This is a genomic window from Nocardia sp. JCM 34519.1 (genome assembly GCF_020361265.1).
Classification (GTDB): Bacteria; Actinomycetota; Actinomycetes; order Mycobacteriales; family Mycobacteriaceae; genus Nocardia; species Nocardia arthritidis_A.
Window position 1 is genome coordinate 120972 of sequence record NZ_JAIRBR010000011.1, and the last position, 16321, is coordinate 137292.

At 65.4% G+C, this 16321-nt stretch carries 17 protein-coding genes and 1 pseudogene; 10 read left to right on the plus strand and 8 right to left on the minus strand.

All coding sequences use genetic code 11. From position 1 onward, the window contains the following. Window positions 1-4 precede the first annotated feature (4 nt). Both LGY53_RS25440 and LGY53_RS25445 read left to right on the plus strand, forming a co-directional pair. Window positions 5-778: a cyclase family protein gene (locus LGY53_RS25440; protein WP_225729232.1), complete on the plus strand. Its 774-nt coding sequence runs from the start codon at window positions 5-7 to the stop codon at window positions 776-778. 18 nt (window positions 779-796) lie between these two features. Continuing rightward, entirely contained in the window at window positions 797-1621 is an 825-nt protein-coding gene (locus LGY53_RS25445) for a 3-keto-5-aminohexanoate cleavage protein (RefSeq protein ID WP_225729233.1), read from the plus strand. 250 nt (window positions 1622-1871) lie between these two features. Here the strand turns inward: LGY53_RS25445 and LGY53_RS25450 are convergent, their stop codons facing one another. The 3 genes from LGY53_RS25450 to LGY53_RS25460 all read right to left on the minus strand — a co-directional run bounded on the left by LGY53_RS25450 (window position 1872) and on the right by LGY53_RS25460 (window position 4122). Beyond that, on the minus strand, window positions 1872-2807 hold the full coding sequence (locus LGY53_RS25450) for a hypothetical protein (RefSeq protein ID WP_225729234.1): 936 nt from the start codon (window positions 2805-2807) through the stop codon (window positions 1872-1874). Between the two features lie 357 nt (window positions 2808-3164). Then, the gene (locus tag LGY53_RS25455; RefSeq protein ID WP_225729235.1) at window positions 3165-3749 is read right to left on the minus strand and encodes a hypothetical protein; all 585 of its coding nucleotides are present in this window, start codon (window positions 3747-3749) and stop codon (window positions 3165-3167) included. Between the two features lie 223 nt (window positions 3750-3972). Then, complete coding sequence (locus LGY53_RS25460) at window positions 3973-4122, minus strand: hypothetical protein (RefSeq protein WP_225729236.1); 150 nt, start codon at window positions 4120-4122, stop codon at window positions 3973-3975. 308 nt (window positions 4123-4430) lie between these two features. Between LGY53_RS25460 and LGY53_RS25465 the strand changes: the two genes are divergently transcribed. From LGY53_RS25465 to LGY53_RS25485, 5 genes are all read left to right on the plus strand, one after another. Then, window positions 4431-5480 (plus strand): AraC family transcriptional regulator, encoded by a 1050-nt coding sequence (locus LGY53_RS25465; protein ID WP_225729237.1) that lies wholly within the window; start codon window positions 4431-4433, stop codon window positions 5478-5480. A 306-nt stretch (window positions 5481-5786) separates the two neighbouring features. Then, a complete protein-coding gene (locus LGY53_RS25470; protein ID WP_225729238.1) occupies window positions 5787-6746 on the plus strand; it encodes a M64 family metallopeptidase in 960 nt (319 codons plus the stop codon). A 337-nt stretch (window positions 6747-7083) separates the two neighbouring features. Further along, window positions 7084-7962, plus strand: a complete 879-nt coding sequence (locus tag LGY53_RS25475; RefSeq protein WP_225729239.1) for a cyclase family protein — start codon at window positions 7084-7086, stop codon at window positions 7960-7962. 29 nt (window positions 7963-7991) lie between these two features. Beyond that, window positions 7992-8918 carry an NmrA family NAD(P)-binding protein gene (locus LGY53_RS25480; protein ID WP_225729240.1) on the plus strand — a complete coding sequence of 309 codons (927 nt, stop codon included), beginning with the start codon at window positions 7992-7994 and terminating at the stop codon, window positions 8916-8918. Between the two features lie 72 nt (window positions 8919-8990). Further along, window positions 8991-9731 (plus strand): MerR family transcriptional regulator, encoded by a 741-nt coding sequence (locus tag LGY53_RS25485; RefSeq protein ID WP_225729241.1) that lies wholly within the window; start codon window positions 8991-8993, stop codon window positions 9729-9731. A gap of 33 nt (window positions 9732-9764) precedes the next feature. On the opposite strand, the gene LGY53_RS25490 is transcribed toward LGY53_RS25485, so the two are convergent. Both LGY53_RS25490 and LGY53_RS25495 read right to left on the minus strand, forming a co-directional pair. Further along, window positions 9765-10877 (minus strand): serine hydrolase, encoded by a 1113-nt coding sequence (locus tag LGY53_RS25490; protein WP_225729242.1) that lies wholly within the window; start codon window positions 10875-10877, stop codon window positions 9765-9767. Then, entirely contained in the window at window positions 10874-11644 is a 771-nt protein-coding gene (locus LGY53_RS25495) for a TIGR03621 family F420-dependent LLM class oxidoreductase (RefSeq protein ID WP_225729243.1), read from the minus strand. The genes LGY53_RS25490 and LGY53_RS25495 overlap by 4 nt, the downstream gene beginning before the upstream one ends. Window positions 11645-11904: 260 nt before the next feature. Here LGY53_RS25495 and LGY53_RS25500 point away from each other — a divergent pair, with 260 nt between their 5' ends. Together LGY53_RS25500 and LGY53_RS25505 are read left to right on the plus strand one after the other, a co-directional pair. Then, entirely contained in the window at window positions 11905-12438 is a 534-nt protein-coding gene (locus LGY53_RS25500; protein WP_225729244.1) for a GNAT family N-acetyltransferase, read from the plus strand. Window positions 12439-12793: 355 nt separating this feature from the next. Then, complete coding sequence (locus LGY53_RS25505) at window positions 12794-13471, plus strand: TetR/AcrR family transcriptional regulator (protein WP_225729245.1); 678 nt, start codon at window positions 12794-12796, stop codon at window positions 13469-13471. Here the strand turns inward: LGY53_RS25505 and LGY53_RS25510 are convergent. The 3 genes from LGY53_RS25510 to LGY53_RS25520 form a co-directional block, all read right to left on the minus strand. Beyond that, window positions 13450-13995: a GNAT family N-acetyltransferase gene (locus LGY53_RS25510; RefSeq protein ID WP_225729246.1), complete on the minus strand. Its 546-nt coding sequence runs from the start codon at window positions 13993-13995 to the stop codon at window positions 13450-13452. The genes LGY53_RS25505 and LGY53_RS25510 overlap by 22 nt on opposite strands. Before the next feature lie 19 nt (window positions 13996-14014). Beyond that, window positions 14015-14278, minus strand: a complete 264-nt coding sequence (locus tag LGY53_RS25515) for a hypothetical protein (RefSeq protein ID WP_225729247.1) — start codon at window positions 14276-14278, stop codon at window positions 14015-14017. An 83-nt stretch (window positions 14279-14361) separates the two neighbouring features. Beyond that, a complete protein-coding gene (locus LGY53_RS25520; protein ID WP_225729248.1) occupies window positions 14362-15588 on the minus strand; it encodes an NAD(P)/FAD-dependent oxidoreductase in 1227 nt (408 codons plus the stop codon). Window positions 15589-15790: 202 nt separating this feature from the next. On the opposite strand from LGY53_RS25520, the pseudogene LGY53_RS25525 reads away from it, so the two are divergent. After that, window positions 15791-16099: pseudogene (locus LGY53_RS25525) on the plus strand (aldo/keto reductase); the annotation flags it as partial. Between the last annotated feature and the right edge of the window lie 222 nt (window positions 16100-16321).

The following is a 16321-nucleotide window of genomic DNA, read 5'->3' on the forward strand; positions in this document are numbered from 1 at the left end:
CACCATGCGCACGTTGATCGATATTTCGGTTCCCCTGCAGGCCGGAATCGCCTCCGATCCCCCCGGACATCTGCCGCACATCGAGTACTGCGACCACACCCAGACAGCGCACGAGCTCGTCGAATTCTTTCCCGGCCTGACCGTCGATGACCTGCCCGACCGGGAAGGTTGGGCAATCGAAAGAGTCCAGATCACCACCCACAACGGCACTCACCTCGACGCGCCCTACCATTACGCCTCCACCATGGACGGCGGCGCGCGGGCGATCACGATCGACGAAATCCCGCTCGAGTGGTGTCTGCAACCGGCGGTGAAGCTCGACTTCCGGCATTTTCCCGACGGTTACGTCGCGACCGCCGCCGATGTCGCCGCCGAGCTCGACCGCATCGGGCACGAGCTGTCCCCGCTCGACATCGTCATCGTCAACACCCGCGCCGGGACCCGCTACGGCCACCCCGACTACGTGGCCGCCGGCTGCGGCATGGGCCGCGAAGCGACGCTCTACCTGCTCGACCGCGGCGTACGGCTCACCGGCACCGACGCCTGGAGCTGGGACGCCCCCTTCGTCCACACCGCCGCCCGCTTCGCCGCCGATCGCGACCCCGCCGTCATCTGGGAAGGCCACCGCGCAGGGCGCGATATCGGCTACTGCCACCTCGAAAAGCTGCACAACCTGGAAAGCCTGCCCGCCAAGGGATTTCAGGTGTCCTGCTTCCCCGTCAAGATCCACGCCGCGTCCGCGGGCTGGACCCGCGCCGTCGCCATCATCGAATCCTGAACTCCCCCAAGGAAACCCATGAGCGTCGTCATCACCATCGCCCCCACCGGCCCGATCGCGTCGAAGGCCGACAACCCGCACCTGCCCACCCGACCCGAGGAGATCGCCGACGCGGTCGCCGACGCCCACCGGGCCGGTGCCGCCGTGGCCCACATTCATGTGCGTGATCATGAAGACCGGCCCACGGCCGATCTCGACATCGCCCGCCGCACAATGGATCTGATCGCCGAACGCTGCCCCATCCTGATCCAGCTGTCCACCGGCGTCGGATTGGACGTCCCCTTCGAACAACGCGCCGCGCTCGTCGAACTGCGGCCACCCATGGCCACCCTCAACCCGTGCAGCATGACCTTCGGCAACGCCGAATTCCGCAACCCGCCCGCCGACGTCCGCCGCCTCGCCGCCCGCATGCGCGAACTCGGCGTGAAACCGGAACTCGAAATCTACGACACCGGCCACCTCGACGCCTGCCTGCGCCTGCGCGACGAGGGCCTGCTCGACGACGAACCCATGCAATTCTCCATCGTCCTCGGCGTCACCGGCGGTATGGCCGCCACCCCCGACAACCTGCTCACCCTCGTCCGCCGCCTGCCTGACAACGCCATATGGCAGGTCATCGCGATCGGCCGCCGCAACCTCGAACTCACCGCCATCGGCCTCGCCCTCGGCGGCAACGCCCGCGCTGGGCTCGAAGACGCCCTCTACCTGCGCAAGGGCGAACTCAGCCCCGGAAACCAACCCCTCGTAGAGCGCACGGTCGCCCTCGCCCGCAGCCTCGATCTCGACATAGCCGATATCGACGAAACCGCAACCATTCTCGGCCTCGCCTCGTCACCCGTCTAAGCGCTTGCGTACGCACGATTGGGGAGCAGCCAGCCGAACCTTTCGTACAGTTCCCCGGCAGACGTGCAGCGGCTGGGCCACGACCTCGCCGGTAGGCACGGGGTGACGCTGGTGGCGTGGGAGCACCACGTCATCCCTGATCTGGCGCGAGGGCTGGGCGCGATCCACCCGCAGATCGGCTGATCGAGCAGATTGTTCCGCTGGTAACCGTTGATCGGACGACGCGGCGCATAGATTTGCAGACGGCCGGTTATCCGGAGTGGGCTTTCAACCAGGCGGTGAATGGCGTCCGGAAGTCGTCATTGTTGTCGTGGACGTATTGGTAGAACTGGTCGACAAATGGGTGTACGGCGGATTCCTTTTCGAGGTTCGCCGCGCCTTTGGTACCCGCGTGGGGCGGGTCGATGAGGTATTGACGGCGCAGAATATCGGCCAGTGGCACCTGTTTGGCATTGCGCATCATGTCGTACAGGGCCATGAAGGTTGTCGTCCGGCCGTGGCCCGCCCGGCAATGGAAATGCAGCCAGGTGTCGGGCGGCAGGTCGCGCACGAAGGCGACGAAATCGTCGACCGTGCCCGGATCTGGCATGTGACGGTCCGGCACCGGAAAATACGCGTACTCCATCCCGGCTTCGGTGGCGGCTTGCTGTTCGGTCTGTACGGTGCGGGGGCCGGTGATCGGCGGTACCGGCTTGCCGTGCGGACCACCGAAAGTGATTTCGCGATCGTCGCGAAGTTGTCGCGCCCGTTGGTCCTGCAAGTTCAGCACGGCCTGCTTGCTCATACCCATATTCGCGTCGTCGCCGGGGCCGTACCAGGAAACGACCATCCCGTTGACATAGAGGTGCGTCTCCTGGCGCAAATCCACGTCGATGTGCCGTCCCGGCGGCAGCGTCTCCTGTATGGCGCGAAACCCCTCGGCCGATGGCGCGGTGCTCCCGGACTCGTGCAGCTCGGCCAGTCCGGCGACACTCGGAGCCGACCCGCCGTCGGACCCCAGTGGCATGCCGGTGGTCCGGAAGTTCGCCGGCAGCCCGGGCTGATTCACGAAGTCGACGATCAGCGTCCCCCGACCGCTCTGCGCCGGCGCCGCCGAATGCCCGCAGCCGACGAGCACAACGCCGACCGTGACGATCAAGGCAGTCAGCCGAACCGCGCCGGTACCGCGCAACAACGTATGGCGCATCGATGTCTCCTATGGTCGGTCGGCCTACTATCAGCGGATCATTGTGACGGTCGACCTGTCACACAAACCAGGCACACACCGTATCTTGGAAATCTTCAGCAGCCGGGCAGCTCGGCGAGTGCAGATGCGGATCGATGCATCGTCGGATCGGCGGATCCGGGCCGGCGTCCCCCAGCTGATACAGCAGTACGGGTGCCCGGATCGGCCTCGCGAAGCTCACCGCGTCGACGATTGGTTCGGCCCGGGAATTCAACCAGCATCGGAAGCGAGGGCTCGGACGGACAATGCCTGGATCAGGCGTGCAGGCTGCGAATGGTTCGCAGCCCGCACGACGTCGGCGTTTTCACCAATTGATCGTCAGAGCACGATGGCACCGACCACGGCGCCGATCGCACCGCCGACCGCGCCGCCGATGAACATGCCGGGGATGGCGCCGACGACGAAGAACGGCAGGCCCAATGCGAAGCCGACGCAGGCGCCGACCGCGACGCCGATGATCGCACCCGCCGAGGCGCCGAGCAGGCCGACCTGGTGTTCACCGGGCAGACTGGCCCGCACCTGCGGCATCACGACATCACGCATGCCGTTGTCGAATGTCGCGCCGTTGACCGGGGCGTTCCACTCCGGGGTACCCAGGGTCAGGGTGCTGCCGTCCGCGCTCACCTGCGGCGTCAAGCTGACCGTGCGCCCGGCGACCTGATAGCTCAGCGGAGCGTGCTCGACCGTTACGCCGTCGGAGTTCCGCACGGCCAGTTGACCATTCGATACCGCGAACGACCCGCCGGTCAGATGGGTCGTCACACCCATCTGGTTGTCGGCCAGCGATGTGGTGTACGCGATCCCCTGGTCGGTACCGCTCAGCGGGGACGCCGCCGCGGGGTCGGCGTGTGCCACGGTGGACGCGATGCCGGTTGCCGCGATGGCGAGAAGCGATGTAACCATGAACTTCTTGATCCTCATGCGATCACAACCTTCCGGTTTCAGTGACGATCCAGCTCATTTCTGGATCGGGAATCCGATCGCGACAGGAATTTCGCGTAATCGCCTGTGCCGACGATCGGAAATAGGACTCCTGCCGCTGCGGAGATGCCGATTGCCCACGAGCCCGGTAAATTTCGGAAAATAGCGTTGAGCCTGTCGACAACCGCAACTTCAGATGAAATTGCTAATAAGTAGCTGATTTCATTTCGTCAACATATCCGTCGCGCAGTTCTCGCGGGCAGGGCAGCACCGGACAGATCGGGGTTTCACCGGACAGCGTGGTCGATATCTTTTCCACTGGAAATGCAGTAGGCGGCAGCACATGAATTCCCACCCACTGAATCTGTCCGCCACTCCCCCGTATTGACCGTTGCGACCCTCGCCGCCATCACCGGACGTCATCGATGCCTCTACACCGCATGCCCGGACCGCAGGGATCTCGCGATCTTCGAGGCCATCATCTATCAGCGAATATTCGGCTATCTACATGGAGTGTCTTGACCTGGACAAAGACACCGCGAACGATGGTCGAACCAGAGACACGACGACATCAGCAAACCAGCCGCTGGCCAACTACCTCAGATCTCCTCCTGCTTCCCGGACAGCGGCGCAGGTGCCGAACGCGAGAAAGGAGGCGTTCCGATGGAGATCCGTGACTCCGAACTGTGTGAGGCCACCATCCCACCGACGATCCTGGCCCGGCTGCGCGCCGTCGCCGCCGAACGCGGATACGACGTCGGCCCATGGTTCGCCGGCACCGGCGTGTCGCCCGACCAGCTGACCACTCCGGACGCCAGGGTGTCCTTCCGGCAGGCCACCACGGTCATCCGGCGGGCACTGCGCACGTTCCCCGGCGAACCGCTGGGATTGCAGGTGGGTGCGCGCGATGCCCGCGACGCGTTCGGTCTGCTCGGTTTCGCGATCCGGTCCTGCAAGACCGCCGCCGAAGCCCTCGATCTGGCACTCGAGCTGCACCGATGCGCCGGCAGCCTGCTCAACTTCGAAGTGACGGGCAGCGGGGAGGCGACCACGGTGCAACTCCAGGAGCGCATGGCCGACCCCGAGCTTCTCCCGTTCCTGTGCGAAGAATTCTTATCCGCCGCCACCCTGTTCTCGCGGTCGTTGCTCGGCGAGGACGCCGCGCCGACAAGAATCACGGTCGCCTACCCGAAACCGGACTATACCGCCGAATATCAGCGGATATTCCGCTGCCCGGTGGTATTCGACGCTCCGACCAACGAAGTAAGCTTCGCCACCCGAATGCTCGAGCGGAAGATCGCCACGCGCAACGAGGCAAACCGGCTCGCAGCCGTCGAAGCCTGCTACCGGCTTCTGGATGACGGTAACGCCCGCCAGGACGTGGTCGCGGCGGTCGAAGCCATCGTGGCCGAGAACCTGCGGAGCCAGATCACGATGGTCGAGGTCGCCGACCGCCTGTGTCTGACCGAGCGAACCCTGCGCAGGCAGTTGAACGCCGCCGGTGAGCGATTCAACGATATTCGCGACCGGGTGCGGCAACGGCGTGCGGCGATCCTGCTGGAGGAGACGCTTCTGACGGTCACCCAGATCGCCGCGGAAACCGGATACGGCGATGTGCGCGAATTCCGGCGCGCCTATGTGCGCTGGACCGGCCACCCGCCCAGCGATTTCCGCCGCACGCATCCAACGACCCCGAAAGCACGCCCACATTAGCTACCCGAGGTGCCGCGATGTAATTTTTCCAATCCACGGCAATTACCGAAACTTCCGCAATACTCTGGCCAACCTCGCCAGCATGGCCGAACCCGTCACTCGACGCGCCGTTCCAGCCGGTAGCGTCGTCAGGGTGGGCTTCGGCGCCTACGAGCTGCAGACCCTCGCGGAAATGGAGCCTCCCCACTACCCCCCAGTCGAGATCATCATCCAAATGTGGTTCCTTGACTGAGAATTCGGCACACCGGCATACAGCACGCCGCCGCCGTCCGGATCGGATTCGTGAATCACTCCAGGAGTTCCGCCATGCCCTTGTTACGACGTCTGTCCATGATCAGTGTCTGTGCGTTGGCCATCGCCGGACTGTCCGCCGCTCCCGGATCGGCCACCGCGCAGCAGGAGCGGGAGGTGTTCTCGGAGGACGGCACCATCAGCCGTGTTGTCACACCCGTCCACGACGAACTTCCCGCGCCGCGATCCGCCGTGCAGGCCGACGTCGTACCGATCCAGGTGACCGGCCCGGCCGGGAAGCGGTTCGATCTGGTGTTCGTCGGTGACGGGTACACCTCGGATGAGCTGGGCAAATACCAGCAGGATGCGATCAACCGGTGGCACGAGATGATCCAGGTCGAACCGTTCAAATCGGAACAGAACTCCTTCGACGTCTGGGCGGTCGACGTGGTGTCCCAGGAGTCGGGCGTCTCCAACGATCCGCAGGGCACACACCGGAACACCGCCCTGGAAATGACGTTCTGGTGCGACGGCATCGAGCGCCTGCTGTGCGTCAACGAGACCAAGGCGTTGCAGTTCGCCGGGCTCGCGCCCGCGGCCGACCAGGTGATCGCGCTGGCCAACACCACCAAGTACGGCGGCGCGGGCGGGCGGGTCGCGACATCGTCCGGCCAGAACGTCAAGGCGGGACAAATCGTGCTGCACGAGCTCGGGCACTCCATCGGCGGCCTGGCCGACGAGTACGACTATCCCGACGACACCTATACCGGGCCCGAGCCGCGCCAACCCAACGCATCGACCTACACCGGCGCACAGATGCAGCAGAACCAGACCAAGTGGTACCGGTATCTGGGCAAGCCGTCCCCCGACGGCGGTGTGGTCGACACCTACGAGGGCGCGGTCTACCACAAGTACGGCGTATACCGGCCGACGGAGAATTCGCTGATGCGGACGCTGGGTCATCCGTACAACCTGATCGGCCTGGACGCAATGAAAGCCGCCATCGAGCGCAAGAATCCGACCGGCCAGCCCTGATCTGTCATCGCGCCAGCACTCGGACGGTTCCGGGTCCACGGATGCGGCGATTCGATAAATCTCCGGCATCAGGTCATTCGTGATCGCATCGCACTCGGGCTGCTGTTTGCGCGGAAACTCATTCGCGCCACCGGGATATCGGCAGTCGGCGAAACCGTCGATGTCGATATGCCTCATGCGGTCTCCGAGCCACGAGTCGTAGCGCCGAGCCCCGTTCGCGTGACTTGACCCTGCCGTGGCGGCAGGGTGTGCGCTCCCTGTCGGCGAGCGTTCTCATGCGAGAGCGAAGCCGCGCTGAAACATTTTCCGGGAGCAATGAATTGATGTGGAGACTGCGGTGACAGCGAGTGAAGACCTGCCGACCAATTGGGGGCGATGGGGCGAGCACGACGAGCGGGGCACCCTCAACTTGATCACCGCCGAAGTCCGGGCCGCCGCGGTCGCGGAGGCGCGCAGCGGGCGAACCGTATCGATCTCGCGGCCCATGCCGACGTCACCCCTGGTCGCCGGGCCCGGTGCGCCGCTGGGCGCGGATTCGATCGGGGTGATGCAGGCGGGGCTGTTCACCGGTACCTCCCCGCTGGGCACGGCCGAACTGGTCATCATGATGACGCACCATCCCGAGGTGACACACTTCGATTCCCTGGTACATCAGGTCGTGGACGGCCGGGTGTACCCGGGGATCGCGTTGGAGCAGGCCGGTGGCGCGGAGGGCTACCGGCACGGGTCCACCGCGATATTCGGCGACGGCGTGGTGACCCGCGGGGTCCTGGTCGATCTGGCCGCTGACGGCTCGTTGCCCGACGGCCACGGGGTGACCGGCGCGGAGCTCGAGCGGGCGTGTGTGCGGGCAGGGGTGCGGGTGCGTAGTGGGGACGCGCTGGTGGTGCGTGGCGGTTGGGACTATGCGGCCAGCCGCGACCGGCGTATTCCGGGCCTGACCCTCGACGCCGTCGCCTGGATGCACCGGCACGACGTGGCCGTCTACGCCGGTGATATCGGCGACGGGCGCCCGCCGGTCGATCCTCGCGTACCCGGTCCGTTGCACCGAGTCGCCCTGGCCCGCTTGGGAATGCCGCTGATCGACGTAGCAGACCCCGCCGAGCTGGCGGTCGCCTGTGCCGAGGAAGGGCGGGCCACGTTCCTGTTCGTCGCCGCGCCGCCGAGGCTCGGCGCCGCGAGCGGCGTGCCCGTCAACCCGCTCGCCATCTTCTGACGGAAGAGCCTGTGCCATTTCGAAGGAGCATGGTGGCCGAGATTTTCGCGCCCGTCCTGGTCACCGGTGCGACCGGCAGGCAGGGCGGCGCTACCGCCAGGGCTTTGCTCGCCGCGGGTGTTCCCATCCGCGCCCTGGTACGTGACCGTGATCGCGCCAGGGCGATCGAGGCATTGGGCGCGGAACTGGTCGTCGGTGATCTGCGTGACCGCGATTCGGTGGTCCGGGCCGCCGAAGGCGTCCGGGCCGTCTTCTCCGTGCAGACGCCCGAAATGACCGCGGCGGGAATGGATTTCGACGCGGAGGTGGTTCAGGGTGTCAACCTGATCGAGGGCGCGAAGGCTGCCGGGGTGGCGCAGTTCGTGCACACCTCGGTCAGCGGCGCGAGCAGACATTCCTGGATGCCCGGCCGGGCCGACGGGCGGTTGCTGGTAATGGAACCGGGCCCGGGATTGAAAGCCAAAACCGCCGTCCAGGAACGAATTCGGGCCGCGGGGTTCCCGTATTGGACACTCCTGAAGCCAGGTTTTTTCATGGAGAATTTCCTACCGTCCGCGGCGTACATGTTCCCCCGCGATATCGCGGGTGGTTTGGTGGCCGCGGTGTGGCCGCAGACGCGGCTGTCTCTCGTGGCGGTGGACGATATCGGCCGCGCCGCCGCCGCGGCCGTCGTCGATCCTCGACGGTTCGACAGGGTCGAGCTGGAGCTGGCGAGCGACTACCTGTCGATGATCGAGATCGCCGAGGTTCTTTCGCGTGCCCTGGGCACCCGCCTGTCCGCGCCGGATACGACCGAGGAGCAGGCCCTCGCCGCCGGGACAGGCCCACCCCACGACTGGCTGAACAAGGTAGGCCAGCCCGCGAGGCCGCAGTTCGCGCGCGAACTCGGAATCACACTCACCGACTTCGAGTCCTGGGCGCGGAAGCACATGCACGCCGGCGGGCCCAATTGTTGACTTGACTGTGCCGTGGCGACACAGTGTCTGCTGGTTCGGCGGGCGGATCGGGGTTCTGGAAGAGGGATTGTTATGCCTTGGAGTACGCGTGAGATCGCCGATCTCGCCGGCACCAGCGTGCGGGCCGTGCGGCACTATCACGAGATCGGCTTGCTGGCCGAGCCCGAGCGGCGGTCCAACGGTTACAAGCTCTACGGTGTGCCGCACCTCGTGCGGCTGCTGCGGATCAAACGCCTTGTCGATCTGGGTTTCTCGCTGGCGTGCATCGCGGAGATGGGCGATATGACCGACCATCCCGAACAGGCGCTGCGTACCTTGGATGCCGAACTCGCCGCGACCGTCGAACGGCTGCAACGGATCCGCACCGAACTGGCACTGAGCCTGAGTCAGGCCACGCCGACCGACCTACCGCCGCCACTGGCCGCGGCCGCCGTCGAAGTGGACCTCTCCGCTGCCGACCGTGCGCTCGCCGTCGTGTTGACCCGCGTGCTCAGCCCCACGACCTTGGCCACCTACGCCGACATGCTGCAGGCCTATTTCACACACCCCGCGGTCACCGAATTCGGCCGGTTGCCCGCCGATGCCGACGAGCGCGTCCGGCGTGAATGCGCGGAGCATCTGGCCCGGCTCGTCCGGCAGCTGTTCAGTAGTCATCCGGATCTGAAGGACCTCACCGTCGGGGCGCCGCGCGGGGCACGTGTCGCCACGGAAACGATCGGCCTGGCCTTGAACGAGCTGTACACCCCTGTCCAGCTCGATGTGCTCCGCCGCCTCGCCGAACTGCTGGCCGCGAGCTCCGGCGCAGAACACTGACCGGACTGTGGAATTCGGCCACCACAGCTGGATCTACGGACGCGTGGCCTCGTCGACGAGGGCGTCGATGACATCGTCGACGCCCTGGTTCGACTCGGTAGGAACCTGATTCAGGATGATCGTCACCGCGAGGTCGCGGGTAGCGCCGCCGGCGGTGTAGAAGCCGGGGATGCTCCCGCCGTGACCCCACGTTTCGACACCGGAGCCGGTGGTCCTGCCGAACAGCCCCAATCCGACCCGATCCGGTGAGTCCGGGTCGGGGATGGTGCGCCGCATCTCGGCCAGCTGCGGCGGCGGTACCACCGTGCCCGAGAGCAGGTCGATGAAGAAGTGATTCAGGTCGTGGCCGGTGGAAACCATGGCGCCGTCGGGCAGACCACCATTGGGGTCGATATCGGTGATGTCGACGCGGCGGCCGTCGGACTCGAGATAGGCGCGCGGGTGGGGGCCGCGGATGACACTGTCGATCGGGTATCGAGGCCAATACGTATCGTGCAGACCCAATGGGCCGATAATCCGTTGGGCCACTTCGACATCGACCGGCACGCCGGTCACCCGTTCGATCAGTTGTCCGGCCAGCAGATAGTTGGTGTTGGAGTACTCGAAGCCGGTGCCGGGAGAGAACGGGGCGGGCTGATCCAGACCGAGCCGGATCAGGTCGCCGATCGAGTGGTTTCGGGTGAGCGCTTCGACGGAGTCGAGATCCATTCGAGAGAGGTAATCCGGAATTCCGCTGGTGTGCTGCAACAGATTTCGGACGGTCACCCGTTCGCCGTCACCGCCGGGACCGGTGACGACGCCCGGAAGGTAGCGCGCCACGGGTGCGTCGAGCTCCACGCGATGCTCCGCGACCAATTGCAGCACGACCGATGCGACGAAAGTCTTGGTATTACTCGCGATTCGTGCCCGGGCGTCGTCGGGAAAGGCGGCTCCGGTGGCCGTGTCGGCCACACCACTGGTGAGCCGAATATCACGACCGTCGCGGGTGAGCACCAATTGCGCTCCGGGGACACCGGCGTCGCGTACGAGCCGATCCAGCAGCGCCTGCAGGCAGGTGGCGGATTTCGGTGCGCCGTCCGCACACGAACTGATCACGGCGGTTGCGGCCAGAACGAGAACCGCCGCCAGGGCGAGAGGCCACTTCAATTCTTCAGCAGTTCGACGACCGGCGCGAATGCGTCCATATCCGGTTCCAGCACAGTGAGATACGTGATGCCGTAGCGCTGCCGGCATTCGCGCACGCTGTCGGCGATCTGCTGCGGTGTGCCCGCCATGACAGCGGGTGCGGCGCCGATCAGATCGTCGGTGAATCCGGGAAGCCACCGACGCACCCGATCACCGAGAGCGCCGCGCTCCGACGGGGTGGCCACCGCCCAGAGCTGGAGGTTGAGTTGCACTCGATCGCGACGGTCGCCGAGCAGTCCGTGAATGTACTCGGCGCGTTCGGCGAGCCGGTCGGCGCCGGCGGCGGTCATGAGCCCGGATTCGGTGAAGTCGGCGCCGGGCAAGCCGATCACGTCGGCGTGGTGAGCGGCCATGCGTAGCAATCGATTTCCCGATCCGGCGATCAGGATCGGCGGTCCTGCCGGTCGCGCGGGCGCCGGCTGGTATCCGGGGTCGGCGTAGAGCTTGCGCAGGGTGAGCACGGTCTGCTCGACGTGATCGATGCGGGCGCCCGCGCCGAGGAACGGGATTTCCGCGGCGTCGAACTCGTCTTTCACATATCCGGCTCCCAACCCCAATTCGATTCTGCCGCCACTGAACTGGTCGAGTGCGGCGATGTCGCGGGCCAGCAGTACCGGATTGTAGAACGGGGTGTTCAACACCAAGGTGCCCAACCCGATTCGCTCGGTGGCTTCCGCCGCGAGAAACAGCGTCGGCAACCCCATATTGACTCCGAAGCGAAATCCCATCACGTCTCATTCCTTTTCCGTGCGCTCGGATGCTCGGATGACACTGTCGGCTGTGCCGCTGCGGCATGGTCAAGACCCGTCGTCGAGTAGGTGAATATGCTTGTGGCGCACGCGAAGTCGGAAGTCGAGTTGACGACGTCACGCAGCTTCTCTCGAAATGCCGCGGCTTGACCGTGCCGTGGCGGCACGGTCTGCACTTGCCGTGTGCCCCGCGCGCAGTCGCCGCACCGTCCATCCGCACCACTGATCGGGAACCACTCATGGCCGCACAGTCGCCGAACCGGATCGATCTCCCCCGCGACGCACTGTCGAGCGTGCTCGCCGACTCCGCACTGTCCGCGTTCACCGCGGACGATCTCGCCGAACTCGTTGTCCTGCAACGATGTTGCTGGGTTCCGGAGACGATACTCAACGATATGCTCGACCTCCCCCCGCTTCGGGAAACCCATGACGAGGTACTGGCGTGGGCGACCACCTCGACGACTCTGGTGGTGCGGCAACAGGGACGTCTGGTGGCCGCGGTACGCGGCCAGGTCGAAGGCAGTGATTGGCATGTCGGCCGACTCATGGTCGCGCCCGACCTGACCGGCCGCGGAGCCGGATCCCAGCTGCTGCGCCTGATCGAAACTCTCGCTCCCCCACACATCGAACGATTCATCCTGTTCACCGGCGCCCGGAGTGAACGCAACATCCGGATGTATCGGAACGCGGGCTACCGACTTCTCCCCGCGCCGGACCCGCTCTCGCCGAACCACATCAGCGGTGCCGTCCACATGGCGAAGCCCCGGCTCTGAGCCCGTGACGGACCGCGGAGTGGCGGTCCCGGCTCGGCGAACGTGGGGTCACGACGCGCGTCGACGAGCAACGGTGGATGACATACGGGACGGTGGCGTACCGCTGATCGCGGCGACCAGGATGATTCCGAGCAGGGTTGTCCGTTCGCGGCGGTCGGATGCGCCGGATTGCGTGTCCGGCGTGTCGGAAGAGTGGTTGTCAGTCACGGTTGCGCATTCCTTGTCGCTGAGCCGACCAGGCTGTAGTTATCGTTTCTTACTTAAGTTAGAAGCTATAACAAGACCAGGTTGGAGGCAACAACCAGAGTGATAACCTCTAACCCGGAGACCGGGCAGTGAGACAAAGGGGGGAGCGATGACGGGCACACCGGTGAAGAGTCCACGCGAGCGCTATCGCGAGCAGATGCAGGCCGAAATCAAGCAGTGCGCCTGGGAACAGATGGCCACCGACGGTCCGTCCGCACTGTCGCTCAATGCGATCGCCAAGCACATGGGCATCAGCGGCCCGGCCCTGTACCGGTACTACGCCAACCGCGACGAGTTGATCACAGCGCTCATTCGCGACTCCTACCGCAGCCTGGCCGACACCCTCCACACGGCCAAGGATTCCGGCGCCGACGTGGCCGGACTCGCCTACGCCGCACGGGAATGGGCGCTGGCCAACCCGCAGCGATACTTCCTCATCTACGGCACACCGATCCCCGGCTACCACGCACCCGCCGACACCGTCGCGATCACCCAGGAGATCATGGCGATGTTGATCGAGGCATTCGACGCCCAGCCCGTCGACGAGAAGGCGACACCGTTCGACGCCGACCTCGAACACCACCGCCATTGGGCCCCGGACGATTCCGTGCCCACCACCACCCTGCACCGCGCCCTGTCGTTCTGGACCCGAACCCACGGCGTCCTGTCCCTCGAGCTCGCCGGCCACTTCACCGGAATGCGGTTCGACCCGGCTCTGCTGTACACCGACGAGCTGAACAGCCTTGTGCCACAGGATGATTCCCATCAATCGCCGAATACGGAATGACGTTCCGGCAGCGGTTTGTGGTAGATCATGAAGTCGCAGGGTGTGGCCAACAGCGGGGCCAGGTGCGGATAGTCGTCTTCGAGAGCACCGCGGCGGACGACGCGATAGCCGATGCGGGTGTACCACTCGTCGAGGAACTTCTTCGCCGGATGGGTCCAATCCCTCGGCACGAGAAGTTCCAATTGCATAGTGTGAGCACCGTTTTCGGCGCCGCGCCGTTCCGCGAAACGGACCAGCTCGCGCCCGATACCGGTACCACGCCGATCGGGTGCGGCGACCAGCATGCCGAATTCACCGAGCCCGTCGCCCAGCCGCTGAATCCGCACCGAGCCCACCAGCACCCCCGCCCAATCGCGGGCCACCGCGATCTCACCCGCCGCGACCAGATCCGCCACCTCCGCATGCGTGGTGCGGGCGGCGCCGTCCATCCATATCCCCGCCTCGGCGTTTTCGTACACCCGATTGATCAGCGCGGTCAGTTCGGCAACCAGCTGGTCGTCGAAAGCCGCTGCGCTCAGAAGCATTTCGATGCGAACCACGATGTCAGGCCCCGGCGGGCTCCTCCTCTTCCAGACCCTCGAAGTTGAAGTAGACGGCCAGCATGAACGGCTCCGGCTCGCCGTATGCCCAGGTCCATGAGACGTCTATCAGGAAAACATTGTGCTTGCTGATCCACTGCTGTGCCTTCCCGAACACTTCTGCGACGGTGCCGGCAGAGAATTGTCGGCAGGCTATGGGGTGAACCTGGGAGTCCTCGTCGGAATCGTCGAAGCCGGGTGGAATATCGATGCAGTAGTCGGGATTCATAGTCGCATTATCGCCAGCGACATTCCGTCCGAACCGGCCTGCTGATAGTCGAGCGGAGTGCCGATGCGCACGGCAGATTTCTCCTAGCACGATTCGGTCGGAAACAGACGCTCGGCGGCGGGCGTGCCTGCCGCGTCGTACAGGGCTTGCATATTGTCCCGGGCGAAGAATTCGGCGCTTTTCATGCCGCCACCGATCATGGTGAAGTATCGGTTCCGCCCCAGCTCACTGCCGCCGGCGGCGGCGAGTATGGCCCGGTGCAGGGGTGAGGGTTTCATCTCCGCGCGCGTGCAGGTGGAATCGAAGGTGTCGGTAGTGCGTTCGTCGCGGAGTCGTTCGTACTCGCGCACCGCCTCGTCGACGGGTTGCTCGCCGGACAGACCCGCGTGCAGTCTGTCGGCAAGCAGTTCGCTGTAGACCAGCGCGTCGGAGATGCCCCACCCTGTCAGCGGATCCTTGTGATAACCAGCATCGCCGACCAGTGCCCAACCGGGACCGGCGGAACGACGGTAGTAGTTGTCCGGATATCGAAGCGTGCGGAACGGTTCGACACGCTCGGCGTCGCGTAGCTGGGCGCCGTACTCCGGCAGGACTTGATCGACCGCCTGTTGGAAGGTGCCTGCGACATCGGCGCGGAACTCCGAGTATCGGTCGAGCAGGCGCATGACAACGACCAGGTGTCGGCCGTCGTTAGTGGGCCAACTGCCGAACATCTGCGGATCGGATCCGAGCCTGAGTTGCGGCTCCCAGTCCAGCCCCTCGTAATAGGTGTAGGAGCAAAAGGTGGAGGACGGTACCACTCGGTGGTGTTCGGCTTCGACCAGTTCGGCGACGGTGGAATTGCGGCCGTCCGCGCCGACGACGAAGGACGCACGGAAGTCCTGCTCGCCGGTGTTCGCGGAAGAGCCTCGGACACCGACGACCCGACCACCATCCCAGATCAGGCCGGCGACGGTGAACCTCTCGATCACCTCCGCACCGGCGGCCCGCGCGGCATCGACCAGCAGCGCGTCCAGCACGGTCCGGCGTGGCGCGTAGGTCTCGGTGACACCCTCGACCTCGGCGAATCCGTACAGTGTCGGCGAGGCATGCCAACGACGCAGCGGCGGTACGCCCGTGGCTACCAGTTTGTCCAGCAAACCCCAATCGCGCAGCCGAGCGATGCCCGGCTGATGGATGTAATGCGTGGAGAGCGTGTCGCTGGGAAAAGCATTCCGGTCCACCACCAGCACCCGATACCCGCGGCGAGCAAGCAGCATAGCCAATGGTGAACCAGCACAACGCGCGCCGACCACGATGACGTCGTACATGAAAATTCGACTCCTATATCTCCTGCCCCCGAACGACACCGTCCGGTATGCCGTGGCGGCATGGTCAAGGCGTGCCTCGCGCCCGACCACGATCGGCGAGCGCCGACAGCGCCCGTCGAGAGGCATAGCGGAGTTGAGTGTGCCGCTCCGGCAGGGTGTCTCCTGGTTTGCGGCCGGTCTCGGCCCGAGACGAAAGGCAAGTATGAACACACCCGCTCCTTCGCTTCCCGGTGGAACCTGGCTCCTGGGCGACCTGACTGTCACCCGATTCGGTTACGGCGCAATGCAACTCGCCGGCCCCGGAGTCATGGGTCCGCCTGCCGATCGCGACGGCGCCCTCGCCGTCCTGCGTGCGGTTGCCGACGTCGGTATCACCCACATCGATACCGCCGACGCCTACGGGCCGCACATCACCAATCAGTTGATCCGCGAAGCACTGCACCCTTATCCGGAACCGCTGCACATCGTCACCAAGGTCGGCGCGACCCGCGACAAGCACGGCGGATGGCCCTAGATAGTCGGCCGGCGGATCCTCGCGGATGTTCGAGGTGTTGAAGAACCTGTCGACGCAGGCGTGCAGCGCGGAGGCCAAATGATCTGGGACGCCTATCAATTCGCTGATCACGCGGATCGGTACCGGGTAGGCGAAGCACTGCCGCAGATCGACGGCGACACCGGGCCGGATCGTCGACAACTCGTCCAGCACGGCGACGGTGATCGCTTCGATCCGTGG